We start from the raw sequence: 17,230 nt of genomic DNA, 5'->3' as shown, positions 1-17,230 counted from the left end.
AAAAAAAATATATTTTTTATGAAGTTAAGCATCTTTAAACAATAAAAAAGATACAATAAAAAACATTTATTATAAAGAAATTCTTATTAATAAAATGAAAATAAAATCTCTCTCTTTAATTAGAGTAAACTTATATTATTTTTATCCACCATTAAGTAAATATTAAGAATTGTTATTGTTTTTGATTATTCTAAATTAACCAAAATATAAAAATAAAAAATCATACGCTTATATAAAATATATATTATTAAATCTATTATTTTATGCTATCTTTATAGCATAATTTATCTTATGTTATTTTTTTATTAGTTGAGTTATCAATGTTAAAATTAAATAAAATTCATCATGTGGCGATTATTTGTTCTGATTATACCATCAGCAAACATTTTTATTGTCAAATACTGGGGCTTACCCTATTAAATGAAAAATACCGTGAAGAAATACAATCTTGGAAAGCTGAGCTTGCGTTAGGTACAGTCTACCAAATTGAATTATTTAGCTTCCCAGATGCGCCAGCACGTTTAAGTTACCCAGAAGCACGTGGTCTACGCCATGTGGCATTTGCAGTGGACGATCTTGATGCTTCAGTTGCTTATTTACAACAAAACAATATTCAATGCGAGCCAATACGTATTGATCCTAGTAGCCAAAAACGTTTTACCTTTTTTCAAGATCCCGATGGCTTACCTTTAGAGCTTTATTCAATATAATTCACAACATATAACAAGGCCGCAATAAATAATGCGGCCCAAATTAATATATTATTTATTAATACGTTAAAATATAGACATAAAATGATTAATCTATATTTTTATCAAATACACTATTGACTAAAGTGATTTTTGACTCTGCTTTTGTATATTGTTTAATCATCGGAATGATGCGACGAAAATGTTCACTATTACAATGAATATCTAGTGCTTCTTTATTTGGCCATGATTCAATAAAAATAAAGTGACCGGGATCTTTCTCATCAACAAATAAATCATAGCTAATACAAAGCGCTTCTTGTTGGCTAGCTTTCACCAATTCTTGGTAAAGTGGTAAGACCGTTTCTATTGATCCTGATTTAATAAAATCTTCTGCAATAACCTTTATCATAAATATCCCTTACTATTAATATAGAATGGTGATGAGGTACTATTTACTAGTATAGAGGTTATATTATGATTAAAAATAATAGAAAAATTCAAACATAATACCGCCCAAACCAATAGGGTTTAATGGCCCAAAAAGACCAATAGGTAGAAAAGTGGTTGCCATGATCTATTTCCTTAGTTTTATATGCAAGTGTATATGTTGCTATTATTTTTGATAAAAATAGATAATTCAATAAGATAAACTCTACTTTTTAAGATAATATTGACCCTATTCACTTCTGTTCTGTATCACGATGATCTTCCCCCCTATTTTCTACTAAAAAACAACTTACTTTCTGTATAAAAATCATTATTTACGAATAATTATGCTAAAAGTGTATAAAAATAGGCGTTTAAATTTTTCTGTTTCTCTTTATATAATAACAGGTCAACGTTTATATCATGTACAGTAAAAGTATGGGGGTTACTGTGTGGCTTGAACAATTTGGAGTGCTCAATATTTGGACATATCTTGCGGGTATGTTCTTTATTATTATCGTCCCCGGCCCTAATTCCCTTTATGTGCTTAAAACCAGTGCATCAAGAGGAGTTGGTGCAGGTTATCGAGCCGCATTAGGGGTTTTTATTGGCGATGCTATCTTAATTTTCTTAGCATTTATCGGTGTGGCATCAGTTATTAAAGCCTCTCCTGTGCTTTTTACTATTGTCCGTTTCTTAGGTGCTTTTTATCTACTCTATCTCGGTATCAAAATTATTCATGCTAACTTCTTTGCCAAAAAGCAAAGCCATACTGAGACAAACTGTATTCAAGAACATGTATTTCGTAAGGCATTAACATTAAGCTTAACCAACCCCAAAGCGATTTTGTTTTATATCTCCTTTTTTGTGCAATTTATCGACTTTAACTATGCACATACTGGTTTATCCTACTTGATCTTAGCTTCTATGCTTGAAGCATTTAGCTTTGTTTATCTCTCTTTTCTTATTTTTGGTGGTGTAGCATTGGCGCGTTTCTTCGGTTCACGTAAAAATATCGCTAAACTGGGAAATGGTATTGTTGGGCTATTTTTTATGGGGTTTGCCACCAAACTTGCCACACTCTCCTCTTAAATAGACGTCCTTTAGTGACTTAAATAAGGGGCTGTTGTTATCAATAGCGATTATCTTTATAGTAATCGCTATTTTTCCCCCATTACTATCTTGATCAGTAAGTCAGCCCCACAGGGTGGCGATTATTTTACTTAGCAGTTTCGAAATGCGCGATGCTTCTGTTATCATTGTCGGCTTATCATTTCCTTGCAATAAGTGGTGATTAAATTTTGCTTTTTAGCTTTATTCGTTTAAACGCATAGATATTATGTTATTCCGATAAAGCACGTCATGCAACAAATTGAAAACAAAGCAGAAAACCTCTTTAAAGTAAGTTAAAAAACCTTAGCAACGATATAGAACCGTAAAAAATGAGCATCCCAAAAGAGCAATATAATTTTAACAAATTACAAAAACGCTTACGCCGTAACGTTGGGCAAGCTATCGCTGATTTTAATATGATTGAAGATGGCGATAAAATCATGGTGTGCCTTTCTGGCGGGAAAGATAGCTATACTCTCCTATCTATCTTAATGAATTTGCAAAAAAGCGCGCCAATACAATTTTCCTTAATTGCCGTTAATTTAGATCAAAAACAGCCGGGCTTCCCTGAGCATATTTTACCTGAATATCTTGAGCAACTGGGTGTAGAGTATAAAATTGTTGAAGAGAATACTTACGGTATTGTAAAAGAGATCATTCCAGAAGGTAAAACCACCTGTTCACTTTGCTCTCGCTTACGTCGTGGTATTTTATACCGTACAGCCACCGAAGTTGGGGCAACAAAAATTGCTTTAGGTCACCATCGTGATGATATTTTAGAAACGCTGTTTCTGAACATGTTTTATGGTGGAAAGCTAAAGGGCATGCCACCTAAATTAATGAGTGATGACGGAAAACATATCGTTATTCGTCCATTGGCTTATGCCCGAGAAAAAGACATTGAGCGTTTTGCTCAAGCAAAAAATTTCCCTATTATTCCGTGTAATCTTTGTGGCTCTCAACCTAACTTACAACGCCAAGTGATCAAAGAGATGCTAAGAGATTGGGATAAACGTTACCCTGGGCGCATTGAAACCATGTTTAGGGCAACCCAAAATATTGTTCCCTCGCATCTATGTGATACCCAATTATTTGACTTTGCTAATATCAAACAGGGTGATGAGATTATTAACGGCGGTGATCTAGCATTTGATAAGGATGATATTCCAACAAGCCCTATTCTTTCCGATGATGAAGATGAGCGTCCTGACTTTAGCCAAGCTAGATTGGATGTTGTTGAGGTAAAATAAGCATAGCCAGTATTATCCCTAGCAAACCATCGTCGTTGCGCTGGGGTTTAATATGCTTTGCTTATGACGAGAATAATAAGCAAAAAAAAACCGATGTTTATTTAACATCGGTGTAATAATGGTCAATTATTCTGTATTAAGAACTCAATATGAGAAAAACTACAATTATGGAGCACAACGTTCATCGCTCAACGTTGTATTCACCTGCGAGAGTTATAATGCCAGATGTTGGCATTTGAAAAATTGATATATCTCAAACAGAGTTAGAGAATTCTTTTTTAAATCCATTTAGTTACGATTAATTTGCTGAAATTTCACAACCACCTACTACGCTTTAACCACCAAGCAACAATCACAATCAAGAAAAACAGTGAAAAGCAAAATATAGCAAAGCCATAAGGAAATTCATTACCGGGGATCCCCCCTAAATTAACCCCAAATAGTCCTGTCAAAAAGGTCGTAGGCAAAAATAGCATCGCCATCAATGACATGGTATATGTTCGTCTGTTCATCGCATCTGCCATCATTGAAGTAATTTCATCAGCAATAACGGCTGTACGAGAAATACTACTATCTAAATCTTCTAATCGACGCGAGAGACGTTCTGATATTTCAACCAAACTAATGCGATCACTGTCGCTCATCCAAGGTAATTTTTCGATAGAAAGTCGGGAGAATACATCACGTTGTGGCGCCATATAACGACGTAACACAATCAGTTGCTTACGTAGCAATGCCAATTCACCTCGAGCCGGAATTTGCTGATCGAGGATCATATCTTCCAACTCAATTAATTGGTCATGAAGTGTTTCAACAAAATCACCTATTTCATCTGTCACTGCATCGGCCATAGTGATCAACCAACTACCACTATTTTCTGGACCATCACCCACTTCTAAAGAGTGGATCACCGAATCAACGGAATTAACGCGACGATGTCGGCTCGAAATAATCATTTGACCATTAATATAAATACGATATGCAATCAGTTCATCCGGCCGATCATCGGGGTTGTTATTAATCGTTTGCAAATTAATAATAACCCCTTCCCCGATACGCTGTGCCTTAGGTCGAACATTTTCAGCTAAAAGCACATCTTTTGCGATAGGAGGAAGTAACTCAGTCTGATTAATCCACTGATCACTTTTGGGTTTACGATAATCGAGATGAACCCAAAAAGGCCTTTCATTACTTGCTATGCTATTAGCCGTGATCGGCATAATTCCGCCATGCCCATTAAGCTGAGCCGTATAGATAGCATCAGAATCTTCGATTATAGCGTTATTGACACTTTTCATTATTCGTCCTCCTTGATACCATCATTTAAAATATAATTTTATGCTTTTTTCTAAAATCATGTAAACAATCAATAATATTGCCTTTATTTGATTATGTTGCAAGAGGTTAAATCAAGCTACTATTTAGCCTAGATTAACGCCATCACGTCCCCCCATCTACAACAACATTATTGAGTAAGATATTTTCTACTTTAAGATTTTTACACTAAAATAAGCATTCATTATTAGGTTATGATAGATTTTTCAATATATGCCTATATTTAGGTTATCGATTGGCACTAGATATTAGTCATAAAAATGAAATTTGCTTAAAATAAACGTAAATATTAAATTAATTTGTCGCCCCTGAAATAAGGCTATTAATATGAAAAAGTTTCTCACCATTCCTTTATTTTTACTTTTAGCAGGATGCAATACAGCGACAGGAACCAACACCCAAGTTATGAACGATTCGACAAAAACACTGCTTATTGACTCTCAGCTTTATGATTGTGTTGGTGTTGCGCCAATGAAATGCATGAAAGTAAAAGAATTACCTGCTGGTGAATGGTCTCTCTTCTATCAAAATATCGAAGGATTTGATTACCAAGCGGGAACGCAGTACAAAGTAAAAGTCAAAGTTACAGATATTCCTAATCCTCCTGCGGATGCACCAAGCATCAAATATACACTGGTTGAGATCTTAGATAAAAAGTAAGTAACTCACTAGCTAAACAATGGATTTTCGGATCCATTGTTTATTTCGCTATTATTACGCTTTCCTTTAGCTATAAATTATAAATAAGATCCAATAATAATAACGATTATTTATAAAATATCTTATATTATCTAAGATTATAGTAATTACCCTTCTATTAATACCAAAATAATTTCTTTTAACTCAATAAGAATGCTAGTTTTTTTTAAGAATCATTCCAAAGAAATTAACTTGAAATATGTTATTAACTCACTAAAAATATCGCCATCTCCAACAAATTAGATACGCGATAATGAAAAAAAATCTTATTTTATTTATAAGCTTTATTTTACCTTTCTCTCCATTACTACATGCTTTTGAGAATAATCAGGCAATTTATGGCGGTTATATATATGGAAAAATAAAAAACCACAAAGCAAATGGTGCAATAATAAGTTATCACTATGGATCCGATATTCACTGGGGAATGTTACTTTCATTGCTGCATATCAAGTCAACACATCAAAGCCATTTTATAGACGCTAGCTCACTTAAGCTAGGCACAAAAGATGAACATGCAAAGGTTTCTGCATTGTTAATAGGCCCAACGTATCGAATTACACCTTCTTTGGCTATCTACGCCCAAATGGGGCCTAAAAAATTAAAATATCGAGTTGATAAAAGTTATTCAGGCGTTGCGGTAACCGATACCATTATCGTCGACACCACCAATGTGATGTTTCAAGCGGGTATTGATTATAGCCTTAGAAAAAATGTAGGCATTAATCTTGGCTATTTACATTCAGATACTGAGTCAAACAAACATAATATTAGACTAAATAGTATCCAATTATCCTTAGGCTATCGTTTTTAATGTTTTATAAATATGCGATAACATAAGTTAAAAATAATCTTATCAATTTTATTTGTTGTTAAAATACGTTTACTGACCACTGAAATTATAATTATAAAGCTATATTAAGTAGTTATACCTATAAATAAAAAGTATAAATTTATACTTTGCATCAACTGCACGATTAGTCAAAACATTCATGCAAAATTATATTAACATAATTTTGCAATGTTTATTCCTTTTGAGTCTCCTTCTGTTGCATAACAGAGGGATTTTTTTTCTCTATCTCTCTTCCCCTAAAAAAAAGTACGCAATAATCATTACGTACTCTTTGCTAATATTTTGGCTTTCTTATCTTATTGCCTGTAACACTTATTTAGTGCTTTATAACATACAGCATATGGCTATAAGCGACATCTTCAGGATTCCCAATGGGATAACCTTTTAGCCAAGGTTTGATTAGACGACCATTAGTATACTGATAGATAGGGGCAATAGGCGCCTCTTCCGCAATAACCTGTTCTGCACGATTATAGAGACGATTTCTTTCCTCTTCATCTGTCGTCATATTGGCTTGGACTAAAATCTCATCATATTGCTGGCTCTGATATTTTGGGATATTTCCAGCATGCTTAGAGCCTAATAAAGATAAGAATGTGGAGGGTTCATTGTAATCGCCTATCCATGATGCTCTTATCACATCAAAATCACCTGAATTACGACTATCAATATAAGTTTTCCACTCTTGATTGCGTAAGTTTACCTTTACGCCTAACTTTTTCTTCCACATAGAAGCGACAGCAATGGCGATCTTTTGATGATTTTCTGAATTATTATAAAGCAGAGAGAGAGTTAAAGGATTATGAGGACCATAGCCGGCTGCTGATAACAATATTTTGGCTTGGCTATCTAATTCATCCTGACTGTATTCATCATATAGCGTTGGCTCAGGTGTAAAATTAGCCGTCACATCAGGAGTAAAGCGATTCGCTGATTTTTCTCCAGTACCAAGGACTTTGTCTGTAATAATTTTTCTATCAATCGCCATAGCTAATGCTTTGCGAACCCGAATATCTTTGGTAGGCCCTGCTTGTGTATTAAATGCATAATAATAAGTACCTAACTGCTCAGGGATATACACTTGATCAGGAATATCTTTCATCAATTTGTGATATAAGTGTTTAGGAAAAGACTCTGTAATATCAATATCCCCAGCTAAATAACGTTTAGTCGCTTGTGATTCATGATTAATAGGCACAAAAGTGACTTTGGTTAACACCGTATTGTGGTGATCCCAATAGTAAGGGTTTGGCGTTAACACAATTTTCTCATTCACAACGCGATCTTTTAGTATAAAAGCCCCATTGCCGACTAAATTACCTACTTTGATCCATTCTGAACCGTATTTTTCGATTGTGTGTTTAGGTACAGGATAAAGTGAAAAATTGGTCGCTAAACTAGGGAAATAAGGAACAGGTCGTTCTAAGGTAACTTTTAACGTTTTTTCATCAATGGCTTCCACACCTAACGCGGTTGGTTTTAATTTACCATCAATAATTTTTTGGGCATTCTCAATAGAAGCTAGGGCTGCATACCAAGCAAAAGGAGAAAGATTTTTTGGATCAACTAATCTTTGCCAACTATAAACAAAGTCAGAAGCGGTTACCTTTTCGCCATTTGACCATTTAGCATTATCACGTAATGTAAAAATCCAAACCCGGTTATCTTCTGTTCGCCATGATTGTGCCACTCCAGGAATGGGACGCCCTCGCTCATCTTCTATCACTAATCCTTCAAATAAGTCTCGTTGAACTTGAGCCTCCGTTAAACCTACGGCATTAATGGGATCAAGTGATGCGGGTTCATCTTTTAAATGTCGCACTACTTCCTGTTTTTTGTCGAGTATCGTTCCTGATGGCACCACTGCCGCATTAGCCTGTGATATGAGCAATCCTTGAACGACAAGTGCACATGATATAACGAATATTTTGCGCATGTCTGTTTCGTCCTGTAGTCTATAAGCGAGTTAACTTAATAATTATAAAAGCCTGATAAAAAGGCACAATCACTGATTGCAAAAATTTTATCAATTTTACCGTTTTCACTCTTTTATTTTAGAGATGTAGACAAATTTTAATCATGGTTACGCATTAACGAATATTATCGTTAATAATTTAGTATTAATAATGGTTAGTTCAATAAGTAACAAAGGAGAACAACAATGGCACATCAAGTGACTTTACAAGGTAATGCGGTGACTTTAGCTGGAAACTTCCCCACTGTAGGCCAAAAAGCAGCCGATTTTTCTTTAGTAGGTAAAGATCTAAATGATGTTTCTTTAGCGCAATTTGCCGGCAAACGTAAAGTATTAAATATTTTCCCAAGTGTAGATACTGGTGTTTGTGCAGCGAGTGTTCGCCAATTTAATAAAGTCGCCAACGAATTAAATAATACCGTTGTACTGTGTATTTCAGCAGATTTACCTTTTGCACAAGCACGTTTTTGCGGTGCTGAAGGTTTAGATAATGTTGTCACATTATCAACAATGCGTGGTGCGGAATTTAAAGAAAACTACGGTGTCGCGATTACGTCAGGTCCTTTAGCGGGATTAACTAGCCGTGCTGTGATTGTACTTGATGAAAGTAACAACGTTATCTACACCCAATTAGTTGATGAAATCACCACTGAACCTAATTATGACGCAGCATTAGCTGTACTAAAATAATTGACAATAACGTTATTCATACCGAGTAATGTAAAAAACAAACGGGCTAATATAGCCCGTTTGTTTAAATAAAAACCATTAACACATTGTAATATAGTATTATTTCTCTGTTTTATCTGCTTTTTTACTTGTTAAATCATATTCACGTAATTTATTTGCGATCGCGGTATGAGAAATACCTAAACGTTTAGCCAGTTTACGTGTACTTGGATAATCACGATATAAACGCCTTAAAATAGAAGCTTCAAATCGCTTAGTCATTTCATCTAGCGAGCCTTCAAGCAAATCTTCATCAAATAAAGTATCCGCAGTATGCTCAGGCAAGGCAATATCTTGAGGTCGCAATGTATTGCCTACTAACTGAGCCATGGCTTGATAAATTGTGTTTCTTAATTGACGAACATTACCAGGCCAGCCATATTGTACTAAATAAGCAGATAAATCAGGGGAAATAACAGGTTTTGATGCTTTCTGCTCTAAACAATATTGATTAATAAAATGCAGTGCTAACGGCATGATATCCGCTTTTCTTTCCCGCAACGGTGGTAGAGTTAATGTCAATACATTAAGTCGATAATAGAGATCTTCCCTAAATAGTCCTTTTTGTACTAATTCCCATAAGTTTTTTTGTGTTGCACAAATTATTCGAACATCAACTTTAACTTCGTGCTCTTCCCCAACACGACGGAAAGTACCATCATTTAAAAAACGCAGGAGTTTAATTTGCATTTGTGGCGACATTTCGCCAATTTCATCCAGCAAAACAGTGCCTCGATTGGCTTGTTCAAAAAAGCCTTTTTTACCTTCGATAGCATTAGGATATGCACCTGCCGCATAACCAAATAACTCACTTTCAACCACATCATCAGGCATAGAGGCACAGTTAAGACCTAAAAATGGCTCTCTGGCTCGAGGACTTAATAAGTGGCAAGCTTTAGCAAATAGATCTTTGCCCGTCCCCGTATCCCCCACTAATAATAAAGGATCATCCATTTTTGCCATTTTCTTAGCGCGTTCAACTAATTGTTTCATGGGGGTGCTAACAGCAATAACTTGTTCAAACCCCGAATTATCATTAACAATTAATTTCGGATGCTCATGAATTATTCCGCGATATTTCAATAAAATGAGTGCACCAACACAATGATTAAACTGATTATCATCAGTCAGTTTTATTGGCACAATCTCCATATCAAAATGTTGTTTTTTTAATTTGATGGAGATAATTTCAGCATGAGGATCTTTTTGTTCTAACCAGCGATGGATATTAAAGTTAGGTATCAGTTGGTTAAAAGATTTTTCATTTTTATCATTTTCATCTAATTCAAACAGATGCCGTGTAGCTGGGTTTAATAACTTAATTTGACCTTTGGTATTAATAGAAAAGACAGGGACAGGTACTGATTCTAATAGTGTCCACATAGCTCGATGCTCTTGCTCTGATGGCATAAAAGCCACAGTACGAACATCGATAACCCCCTCAATTCTTCTGATTTCAGCCATTAAAGGTTGAAATATATTAAAATCGATTTGCGAAAAATTTAGATAAATAAGACCAATAGGAAAGATTTCAATTCCACGCAAATCGATATTTTTTAATACAAGCAGATCGAGTAATTCGCGGGTTAACCCGATGCGATCTTTACAGGTAACTTCTAAGCGCATTTTAAACCTTCTTAATACTGAGTGCCCCTGAACTAATTGCTGATATTATACATTAATATCAATTAAATAAAGGGCTTTGTCAGCAAAAGTTGACACTATTAGCATTTATTTTTACACAAAAGAGGTGATATTTTGATTATAAATGCTTTTTTAACGCTTTTAAAAAATTAAAACAGAAAAATGTTGAAGGTTGAATGATCTCTTTTAACTCATAAGCGATAAAATGCTTGATCCTTTCCAATAAAAACATAAGTTCTCTTCTTATAAATTTTTTGATTGTACAACAACCATGAGAAAAACAAAAAATGAGATAATCTAGTGCATATATCGCTGCTTTCTTTTTATTATTGTTTTTTACATACTCAAAGATCTGTGCCGTTTCTTTAATTGGTGATAATAGAGCTTGCTTTTGTTGTGCATATTTTATTTTATCAATTGCATCATCCAAAATAGGCGTTAAAAAGGCCAATTGACGGTTAATATGAGTAATATTCAAAGAAGAACCAATATAAAACTTGCGTCTTTGTTTTGAAAGTTTTTTTATTGTTTCAATCTTCATTTTTCTTTCCTCGTACTTTAGATATAAACTAATATAAAAACACTATTATATAAAATACTAACCAGCTAATAATTTAATATTAAACATCATGGCAGTTATACATTTATATTATGTTGACGCTATTTATCATACTAAAGTAAATAAGCTTTACTATCAAAAAAAGAAAAAACGTTAGCTAAATGTTAAAAAAGAAATAAAAACAAACAAATACAATGAGTTAACCAAGCACCTTAAAGCTATTAATCTTTACTTATAACTATTTTTTTACCAATGTAATACCAACTAACTTTACAACAATAAAATGTATATTTTTTGATAGAAATAAATTATTTCCTTGCCCATACACATATCACTTTTATATACACTAACAATTAATTTAGCGATAAAAAAACCTCAACAATAATACTTATTGTTGAGGCTATTCAATTTATCTTGAATTCAAGAATATATTGATAGATAACTCACTCTTTCTTCTTATTACCTAATGTATTTTTTAATTGACCGATAAGCTCTTTTCTAAAGTCACTCAATTTAGGCTTATTATCAATCCAGGGTAATGGACGGCATAACTCCATTGCTTTAATTCCCAATCGGGCAGTTAATAATCCAGCGCCAATACCTTGAGCAGCACGCGTGGATAACCGAGCAGCCAAATCTTGTGAAAGCCAATCCATTCCCACTTCTCTCACTAATTCAGTCGCCCCAGCAAACGCAATATTGACGAGTACCAAGCGAAATAGCTTTAGTCGGCTATAGTAACCAAGTTCAATACCATATATTTGTGCAATACGATTAATTAACCGAATATTTCTCCAACCAATAAACGCCATATCCACCATTGCTAATGGACTTACTGCAATCATAAGGGTTGATTCCGCTGCAGAACGACTAATTTCAGCCCGTGCTTGCTTATCTAAAATCGGTTGTACTAATTGGCTATATAATTCTAAAATTTCTCTATCGTTATGCGTATCATGTAATGTACTTTGCCAACGAATATAAGCAGGATGTTGTGAATTAATACCTGCTTGTTTGGCTAAATCTTCACAAAAAGGGCGACCATTCCCTATTGCATGACTATAGAGTAATTCTCTCGCTTTATCACGCTCGTCAGCCCGTTGGCGTAAACGATAAATACGACGCCACTCAGTAATTACCGATCCCATACCCGCAATAACAATTAATCCTCCCGCACTGGCTGCGCCTAAAGCAATCCAATCAGAATTTATCCATGATTGATAGATCCACTGTCCCGCTTGAGCAATAACACTAACACCTAAAATAGTACTCGCCACTGTTATTAAGCGTTTCCATAAACTTTTTCTAGGCTTTAGGGCCGATTGGATCTCACCTTCTAAACGCCCTTCATTTTCCTGTGCCTCTAATTGCGGATTGTAGGGAACAAATTGTTCATCTTGATTGAAATCAAGCCCTTTTTTTAAGCTAATTTCTTCGTTTTGTAAGGTTGATTGTTTAAAATCAATACGTGATTTTAATGGCTCATTCATTTTAGTTTATCCCCTAATAAAAACTCCAAGGCACTATCCATACGAATATGGGGAACGGCACTGTCTCTCGATATTTGTTGAGGCCGGAAAGATTCAAAACTAAATCCTTGCTTTTGCCAAAATGCCTTTTCAGGCAATCTCTTAGGAACTTCTCCTGGAAAATAAACGAGCGGCTGATTATCCGTTAGTCGGTAGCCTTTTACGGCTGGGATTTTTTCACCATGATGATCGACAATGCCACTTTCTGTGGCAGCAATAGAAGCAAGCCCCATACAATCAATGCTTATTCCTTCAAAAATAGCATTCTGTTTCGCATCTTGAATAAGTTGCTGTAACAAAGAGACTAAATTTTCATGCTGATCTGGCGTGATATGGTCAGCCTTAGTGGCTGCAAATAGCAGTTTATCAATACAGGGGGAGAATAAACGTCTTAATAAGGTTCGTTTGCCATAATGAAAGCTGCGCATTAATTGTGTGAGCGCTTGTCTCATATCATTAAAAACATCCGCACCTTGATTTAGGGGTTGTAGGCAATCGACTAAGACAATTTGTCTGTCAAACCCTTGAAAATGGTCGCGATAAAATCCTTTTACAATATGTTGACCATAATATTCATAGCGCTTTTTTAACATACCAATATTGGTTTTTTTATCAGCATTTTTTAATTTAGCACTATCGTATTGCGTTAAGTCAGCCCAAGGGAAAAATTGTAAAACAGGCGCGCCGGATAATTCCCCCGGTAAAACAAAGCGTCCCGGTTGAATAAAATGTAGTCCCTGTTTTTTACAGGCTAATAAGTATTCAGTATAAGCTGCGGCGATCTCGGCTAACAGCGTTTCATCAGCAGGGGCAAAGGGATCACATTTTTTTATTAACGACTGCCACTGTTGCACAGGTGCCGTTCGTTGTTGATTAATTCTATTCATCTGCTCAGACCATTCAAAATAGTCTTGCTCAAGCATAGGTAAATCAAGTAACCATTCACCGGGATAATCAACAATTTCTAAATAGAGCGATGAAGTCTCTTTTATAAAACGCGTTAAAGACTCATGAGAGCGATAGCGTAATTGCAAACGTATTTCACTGACACCTTTAGTGGGAACAGGCCAGCTAGGAGGCGTATGGTAAAGTGACTCCATAGCTTCATCATAAGTAAAGCGTGGAATACTTAAGTTATGTTGCGGTATACGTTTAACCCCTAATAACTGTTGGTTGCGTGCCGCAGAAAATAAAGGTAAACGCGCCCCACTATGTACATTGGTGAGTTGATTGACTAAAGAGGTAATAAAGGCTGTTTTACCACTGCGGCTTAACCCTGTAACAGCGAGGCGTAAATGCCTATCTACGCCTCGATTAATCAGTGCAGTTAGTTCATTTTGTAAGCGTTTCATGTTTCTCCCAAGACACGTGACGCGATAACTTATCTAGCCCCATTTTTATCATAGGCTCAGCTATCAATAGAACCAACCAACGTAACGGTTTATAACTCACACGTTTTAATATACCGCCGGTTATTGCGGCTGGCCCAAATAAAGTTAATAACGTTAAAGCAAATGTTACCCCTTTTTTCGCCCATTTAGTGAGTTTATTTGTTTTAACGGTTGTCGGTATCAAAGTGGAATTCATCATTCCTCCTTAATAAGCAAATGGTTTATATCCAAATAAAGACGCTCCTAGTATTGGAGCGTCATATTAGATTAAGTGGCAAGAAAATTATAAATCTTGAAAGCGTTTATTGAGCTGATAAGTCGAAGAAGTAATATAACGTTCCATTTGTTGTAAACGTTTTTCACCTTTTGTTAATTGACTATCCACTTCTTTTAAAATAGCTTTTAAATCCTCTTGCTGTTCCTGATGTTGGTTATAATTATCAGGTGCAGGCTCCATAAAGAAACTTAAAACAAGATAAACAACAATGGTTAAGCCAAAAAAACCAGCAAAGAGTGCAATCACCGCAATAACCCTGACTAATAGCACAGGAATATTAAAATAATGGGCAAGCCCAGCACATACGCCACGGATCATGCCTTCTTGTGGCAAGCGATACAATGATTTGCTCTGCATCGTCATTATGATTGCCTCCAGTTAGGATGTTCTGCATCAAGAATATCTTCTAATGTCTTAATGCGTTCCTGCATTTGCTGAGCTTTATCCACCAGCGCGCTCAGTCGCTGCATTTCTTGTTGGGTTAACTGAACCTTCCCTCCCCCTTTTTGGCTGTTATAGTGCAACCATAACCAAATAGGAAGAATAAATAACACAAAAATTGTCAGTGGTATTCCCAGAAATATATAGCCCATTACATATCCTTTATAAGATGGTTATTACGCTTGCTGTTACTCTTTATTAGTATTGATTTTAGCTTTTAATGCCGCTAATTGCGCGCTAATTTCATCATCGGCTTTCAACTCAGCAAACTGTTGTTCTAATGATTTTTCTTTACCTAATCCATAGCTTTGCGCTTCGCCTTCCATATGATCAATTCGACGCTCAAATTGTTCAAAGCGCGCCATTGCCGCATCCATTTTACCGCTATCTAATTGACGACGAACCTGACGTGAAGAGTTTGCAGCTTGGTGGCGAACCACTAACGATTGCTGTTTAGCACGCGTTTCTGTCAGTTTATTTTCTAATTCACTGATTTCACCTTTAAGGCGATCTAATGTTTCATCAATGATAATTAGTTCGTGTTTTAAGGTATCGCACATTGAAGCAACACGTTGTTTTTCAATTAACGCCGCACGTGCTAAATCTTCTTTATCTTTAATCAGCGCGAGTTCCGCTTTATCTTGCCAATCTTTAATTTGTTTTTCTGCTTGCTCAATACGGCGCTCTAAGCTTTTTTTCTCTGCTAGCGTGCGTGCAGAAGTTGTTCTGATCTCAACTAACATGTCTTCCATTTCTTGGATCATTAAGCGGATCATTTTTTCAGGATCTTCTGCTTTATCCAGCAAAGAAGCGATGTTGGCATTAATAATATCAGCAAAACGTGAAAATATACCCATGATGTTATCCTTAATAGCTATGATAAATAATAGCCTTGAGTGTTGATTAAATAGCGTTATTAACAATAACGCCCAGTTGCTATAGTTAATACAATTTGCGTGCCAACTTTTCAAAACAACTTAACACATTAATAAATAACATTTTATTTTTCCTCGCCTATTTTTCACACTACTGATAGACTGGTGAGAAATACCTCAATATGGTGATTTTAACCAATGCAAGAGAATTTAGAGACAATAATTGGTGTTGATAGTCATTTTATCGATGTTTTAGAACAAACCTCAGCCCTCGCTCAACTCAAAAAACCGGTGTTGATTATTGGTGAACGTGGTACTGGTAAAGAGCTTATCGCTCATCGATTACACTATTTATCACCTTGGTGGCAAGGACCATTTATTTCCATTAACTGTTCGGCATTAAACGATAATTTGCTTGATTCAGAGCTGTTTGGTCATGAAGCGGGGGCATTTACCGGAGCGAAAAACCGCCATCAAGGACGTTTTGAGCGTGCCGATGGCGGCTCTCTTTTTCTTGATGAGCTAGCCACTGCACCGATGCTGGTGCAAGAAAAGTTGCTACGCGTTATTGAGTATGGCCATTTAGAACGAGTGGGAGGTAGTCAATCGCTGCATGTCGATGTGCGCCTTATCTGTGCCACTAACGCAGATCTACCGGCAATGGCGGACGAGGGTAAATTTCGTGCTGATTTACTGGATAGATTGGCCTTTGACGTAATTCGTCTGCCCCCTTTAAGAGAGCGTAAAGCCGATATTATGCTACTGGCTGAAAACTTTGCGATTGCTATGTGCCAAGAGTTAGGGTTGCCCTTTTTCCCCGGTTTTAGTGACAATGCCCGCCAAATTCTTTTAGATTACCGTTGGCCGGGGAATATTCGCGAACTAAAAAATGTGGTTGAACGTTCTGTTTATCGCCATGGCACCAGTGAGCGTGAACTGGATAATATTATTATCGACCCTTTTGCGCGCTTTTCGTCTTCAACCATAGCTGAGCAACCTCAGCCTCAAAAGGAGATGATCTTTTCATTACCACCATTACCGCTAGATTTACGCCAATGGCAACATAGCACAGAAAAAAACTTACTAGAGCAAGCATTGAAAGAGAGTCGTTATAACCAGAAGATGGCGGCAGAAAAATTAGCATTGAGCTATGATCAATTACGCGGATTAATAAAAAAACATCACATAAAATTGTCGGTCTAGTTTTGTAAATAAGATGAGCAAAGACAGACAAAAAAAAAGCCAGCACCCGAGCTGGCTAGTAAAATAATACTGGAAGCAATGTGAGCAATGTCGTGCCCTTGTGCGAAAAACCTCTATCGCCAAAGGACAATACGGATGATAATCTTTATCATTAGCGTTTGTAAAGCTTTTTATTGAGAATTTTTCTCAATTTGTTTTTTTTGACAATTTTGGGCTAGCCAGTTTTTTAAGTTACAATA

The 17,230-nt window shown here is 35.8% G+C and carries 18 protein-coding genes; 7 read left to right on the top strand and 11 right to left on the bottom strand.

Features of this window, described 5'->3' with window-relative positions:
* Positions 1-320: 320 nt before the first annotated feature.
* Entirely contained in the window at positions 321-710 is a 390-nt protein-coding gene (gloA2, locus tag AACV01_RS16340; protein WP_004251044.1) for an SMU1112c/YaeR family gloxylase I-like metalloprotein, read from the top strand.
* 88 nt (positions 711-798) lie between these two features.
* Here the strand turns inward: gloA2 and AACV01_RS16335 are convergent, their stop codons facing one another.
* The gene (locus AACV01_RS16335; protein ID WP_004251042.1) at positions 799-1,101 is read right to left on the bottom strand and encodes a putative quinol monooxygenase; all 303 of its coding nucleotides are present in this window, start codon (positions 1,099-1,101) and stop codon (positions 799-801) included.
* 440 nt (positions 1,102-1,541) lie between these two features.
* Here AACV01_RS16335 and leuE point away from each other — a divergent pair, with 440 nt between their 5' ends.
* Both leuE and ttcA read left to right on the top strand, forming a co-directional pair.
* Positions 1,542-2,210: a leucine efflux protein LeuE gene (gene leuE / locus AACV01_RS16330; RefSeq protein WP_004243084.1), complete on the top strand. Its 669-nt coding sequence runs from the start codon at positions 1,542-1,544 to the stop codon at positions 2,208-2,210.
* 350 nt (positions 2,211-2,560) lie between these two features.
* The gene (gene ttcA, locus AACV01_RS16325; protein ID WP_004243086.1) at positions 2,561-3,481 is read left to right on the top strand and encodes a tRNA 2-thiocytidine(32) synthetase TtcA; all 921 of its coding nucleotides are present in this window, start codon (positions 2,561-2,563) and stop codon (positions 3,479-3,481) included.
* A 314-nt stretch (positions 3,482-3,795) separates the two neighbouring features.
* On the opposite strand, the gene zntB is transcribed toward ttcA, so the two are convergent.
* Complete coding sequence (gene zntB / locus AACV01_RS16320; protein ID WP_004243087.1) at positions 3,796-4,779, bottom strand: zinc transporter ZntB; 984 nt, start codon at positions 4,777-4,779, stop codon at positions 3,796-3,798.
* A gap of 364 nt (positions 4,780-5,143) precedes the next feature.
* Between zntB and AACV01_RS16315 the strand changes: the two genes are divergently transcribed.
* Positions 5,144-5,476: a DUF4377 domain-containing protein gene (locus AACV01_RS16315; RefSeq protein WP_004248145.1), complete on the top strand. Its 333-nt coding sequence runs from the start codon at positions 5,144-5,146 to the stop codon at positions 5,474-5,476.
* Between the two features lie 292 nt (positions 5,477-5,768).
* Positions 5,769-6,329 carry an outer membrane beta-barrel protein gene (locus AACV01_RS16310; protein ID WP_161682177.1) on the top strand — a complete coding sequence of 187 codons (561 nt, stop codon included), beginning with the start codon at positions 5,769-5,771 and terminating at the stop codon, positions 6,327-6,329.
* Between the two features lie 355 nt (positions 6,330-6,684).
* Here the strand turns inward: AACV01_RS16310 and AACV01_RS16305 are convergent, their stop codons facing one another.
* Positions 6,685-8,304: a peptide ABC transporter substrate-binding protein gene (locus AACV01_RS16305; RefSeq protein ID WP_161682175.1), complete on the bottom strand. Its 1,620-nt coding sequence runs from the start codon at positions 8,302-8,304 to the stop codon at positions 6,685-6,687.
* A gap of 225 nt (positions 8,305-8,529) precedes the next feature.
* Between AACV01_RS16305 and tpx the strand changes: the two genes are divergently transcribed.
* The gene (gene tpx / locus AACV01_RS16300; RefSeq protein WP_004243092.1) at positions 8,530-9,033 is read left to right on the top strand and encodes a thiol peroxidase; all 504 of its coding nucleotides are present in this window, start codon (positions 8,530-8,532) and stop codon (positions 9,031-9,033) included.
* Positions 9,034-9,132: 99 nt separating this feature from the next.
* On the opposite strand, the gene tyrR is transcribed toward tpx, so the two are convergent.
* The 8 genes from tyrR to pspA form a co-directional block, all read right to left on the bottom strand.
* The gene (gene tyrR / locus AACV01_RS16295) at positions 9,133-10,698 is read right to left on the bottom strand and encodes a transcriptional regulator TyrR (RefSeq protein ID WP_004243093.1); all 1,566 of its coding nucleotides are present in this window, start codon (positions 10,696-10,698) and stop codon (positions 9,133-9,135) included.
* A gap of 136 nt (positions 10,699-10,834) precedes the next feature.
* Positions 10,835-11,257 carry a hypothetical protein gene (locus AACV01_RS16290; protein ID WP_004243094.1) on the bottom strand — a complete coding sequence of 141 codons (423 nt, stop codon included), beginning with the start codon at positions 11,255-11,257 and terminating at the stop codon, positions 10,835-10,837.
* Between the two features lie 461 nt (positions 11,258-11,718).
* Entirely contained in the window at positions 11,719-12,765 is a 1,047-nt protein-coding gene (locus tag AACV01_RS16285; RefSeq protein ID WP_004243095.1) for a YcjF family protein, read from the bottom strand.
* Positions 12,762-14,156, bottom strand: coding sequence for a YcjX family protein (locus AACV01_RS16280; protein WP_049198985.1), 1,395 nt, complete (start codon positions 14,154-14,156; stop codon positions 12,762-12,764). The genes AACV01_RS16285 and AACV01_RS16280 overlap by 4 nt, the downstream gene beginning before the upstream one ends.
* Positions 14,137-14,391, bottom strand: coding sequence for a phage shock protein PspD (gene pspD, locus AACV01_RS16275; protein ID WP_232504910.1), 255 nt, complete (start codon positions 14,389-14,391; stop codon positions 14,137-14,139). Before pspD ends, AACV01_RS16280 begins: the two co-directional genes overlap by 20 nt.
* Before the next feature lie 87 nt (positions 14,392-14,478).
* Positions 14,479-14,835, bottom strand: a complete 357-nt coding sequence (gene pspC / locus AACV01_RS16270; RefSeq protein WP_004243099.1) for an envelope stress response membrane protein PspC — start codon at positions 14,833-14,835, stop codon at positions 14,479-14,481.
* Positions 14,835-15,065: an envelope stress response membrane protein PspB gene (gene pspB, locus AACV01_RS16265; RefSeq protein ID WP_004243100.1), complete on the bottom strand. Its 231-nt coding sequence runs from the start codon at positions 15,063-15,065 to the stop codon at positions 14,835-14,837. Before pspB ends, pspC begins: the two co-directional genes overlap by 1 nt.
* 36 nt (positions 15,066-15,101) lie before the next feature.
* The gene (gene pspA / locus AACV01_RS16260; protein WP_017628083.1) at positions 15,102-15,770 is read right to left on the bottom strand and encodes a phage shock protein PspA; all 669 of its coding nucleotides are present in this window, start codon (positions 15,768-15,770) and stop codon (positions 15,102-15,104) included.
* Positions 15,771-15,986: 216 nt separating this feature from the next.
* On the opposite strand from pspA, the gene pspF reads away from it, so the two are divergent.
* Positions 15,987-16,991: a phage shock protein operon transcriptional activator gene (pspF, locus tag AACV01_RS16255; RefSeq protein ID WP_004248148.1), complete on the top strand. Its 1,005-nt coding sequence runs from the start codon at positions 15,987-15,989 to the stop codon at positions 16,989-16,991.
* The last annotated feature ends 239 nt before the right edge of the window (positions 16,992-17,230 follow it).

This window comes from Proteus sp. G2609, from assembly GCF_963896135.1.
Lineage (GTDB): Bacteria > Pseudomonadota > Gammaproteobacteria > Enterobacterales > Enterobacteriaceae > Proteus > Proteus mirabilis.
Note: the sequence above shows the minus strand (reverse complement) of the source record. Positions and strands in the feature narration are given on the sequence as shown.

Bases quoted from the DNA above. Each gene is read 5' to 3' on its own strand.
- gloA2 (WP_004251044.1), top strand. From the start codon at position 321: ATGTTAAAATTAAATAAAATTCATCATGTGGCGATTATTTGTTCTGAT.
- AACV01_RS16335 (WP_004251042.1), bottom strand. From the start codon at position 1,101: ATGATAAAGGTTATTGCAGAAGATTTTATTAAATCAGGATCAATAGAA.
- leuE (WP_004243084.1), top strand. From the start codon at position 1,542: ATGTACAGTAAAAGTATGGGGGTTACTGTGTGGCTTGAACAATTTGGA.
- ttcA (WP_004243086.1), top strand. From the start codon at position 2,561: ATGAGCATCCCAAAAGAGCAATATAATTTTAACAAATTACAAAAACGC.
- zntB (WP_004243087.1), bottom strand. From the start codon at position 4,779: ATGAAAAGTGTCAATAACGCTATAATCGAAGATTCTGATGCTATCTAT.
- AACV01_RS16315 (WP_004248145.1), top strand. From the start codon at position 5,144: ATGAAAAAGTTTCTCACCATTCCTTTATTTTTACTTTTAGCAGGATGC.
- AACV01_RS16310 (WP_161682177.1), top strand. From the start codon at position 5,769: ATGAAAAAAAATCTTATTTTATTTATAAGCTTTATTTTACCTTTCTCT.
- AACV01_RS16305 (WP_161682175.1), bottom strand. From the start codon at position 8,304: ATGCGCAAAATATTCGTTATATCATGTGCACTTGTCGTTCAAGGATTG.
- tpx (WP_004243092.1), top strand. From the start codon at position 8,530: ATGGCACATCAAGTGACTTTACAAGGTAATGCGGTGACTTTAGCTGGA.
- tyrR (WP_004243093.1), bottom strand. From the start codon at position 10,698: ATGCGCTTAGAAGTTACCTGTAAAGATCGCATCGGGTTAACCCGCGAA.
- AACV01_RS16290 (WP_004243094.1), bottom strand. From the start codon at position 11,257: ATGAAGATTGAAACAATAAAAAAACTTTCAAAACAAAGACGCAAGTTT.
- AACV01_RS16285 (WP_004243095.1), bottom strand. From the start codon at position 12,765: ATGAATGAGCCATTAAAATCACGTATTGATTTTAAACAATCAACCTTA.
- AACV01_RS16280 (WP_049198985.1), bottom strand. From the start codon at position 14,156: ATGAAACGCTTACAAAATGAACTAACTGCACTGATTAATCGAGGCGTA.
- pspD (WP_232504910.1), bottom strand. From the start codon at position 14,391: ATGAATTCCACTTTGATACCGACAACCGTTAAAACAAATAAACTCACT.
- pspC (WP_004243099.1), bottom strand. From the start codon at position 14,835: ATGACGATGCAGAGCAAATCATTGTATCGCTTGCCACAAGAAGGCATG.
- pspB (WP_004243100.1), bottom strand. From the start codon at position 15,065: ATGGGCTATATATTTCTGGGAATACCACTGACAATTTTTGTGTTATTT.
- pspA (WP_017628083.1), bottom strand. From the start codon at position 15,770: ATGGGTATATTTTCACGTTTTGCTGATATTATTAATGCCAACATCGCT.
- pspF (WP_004248148.1), top strand. From the start codon at position 15,987: ATGCAAGAGAATTTAGAGACAATAATTGGTGTTGATAGTCATTTTATC.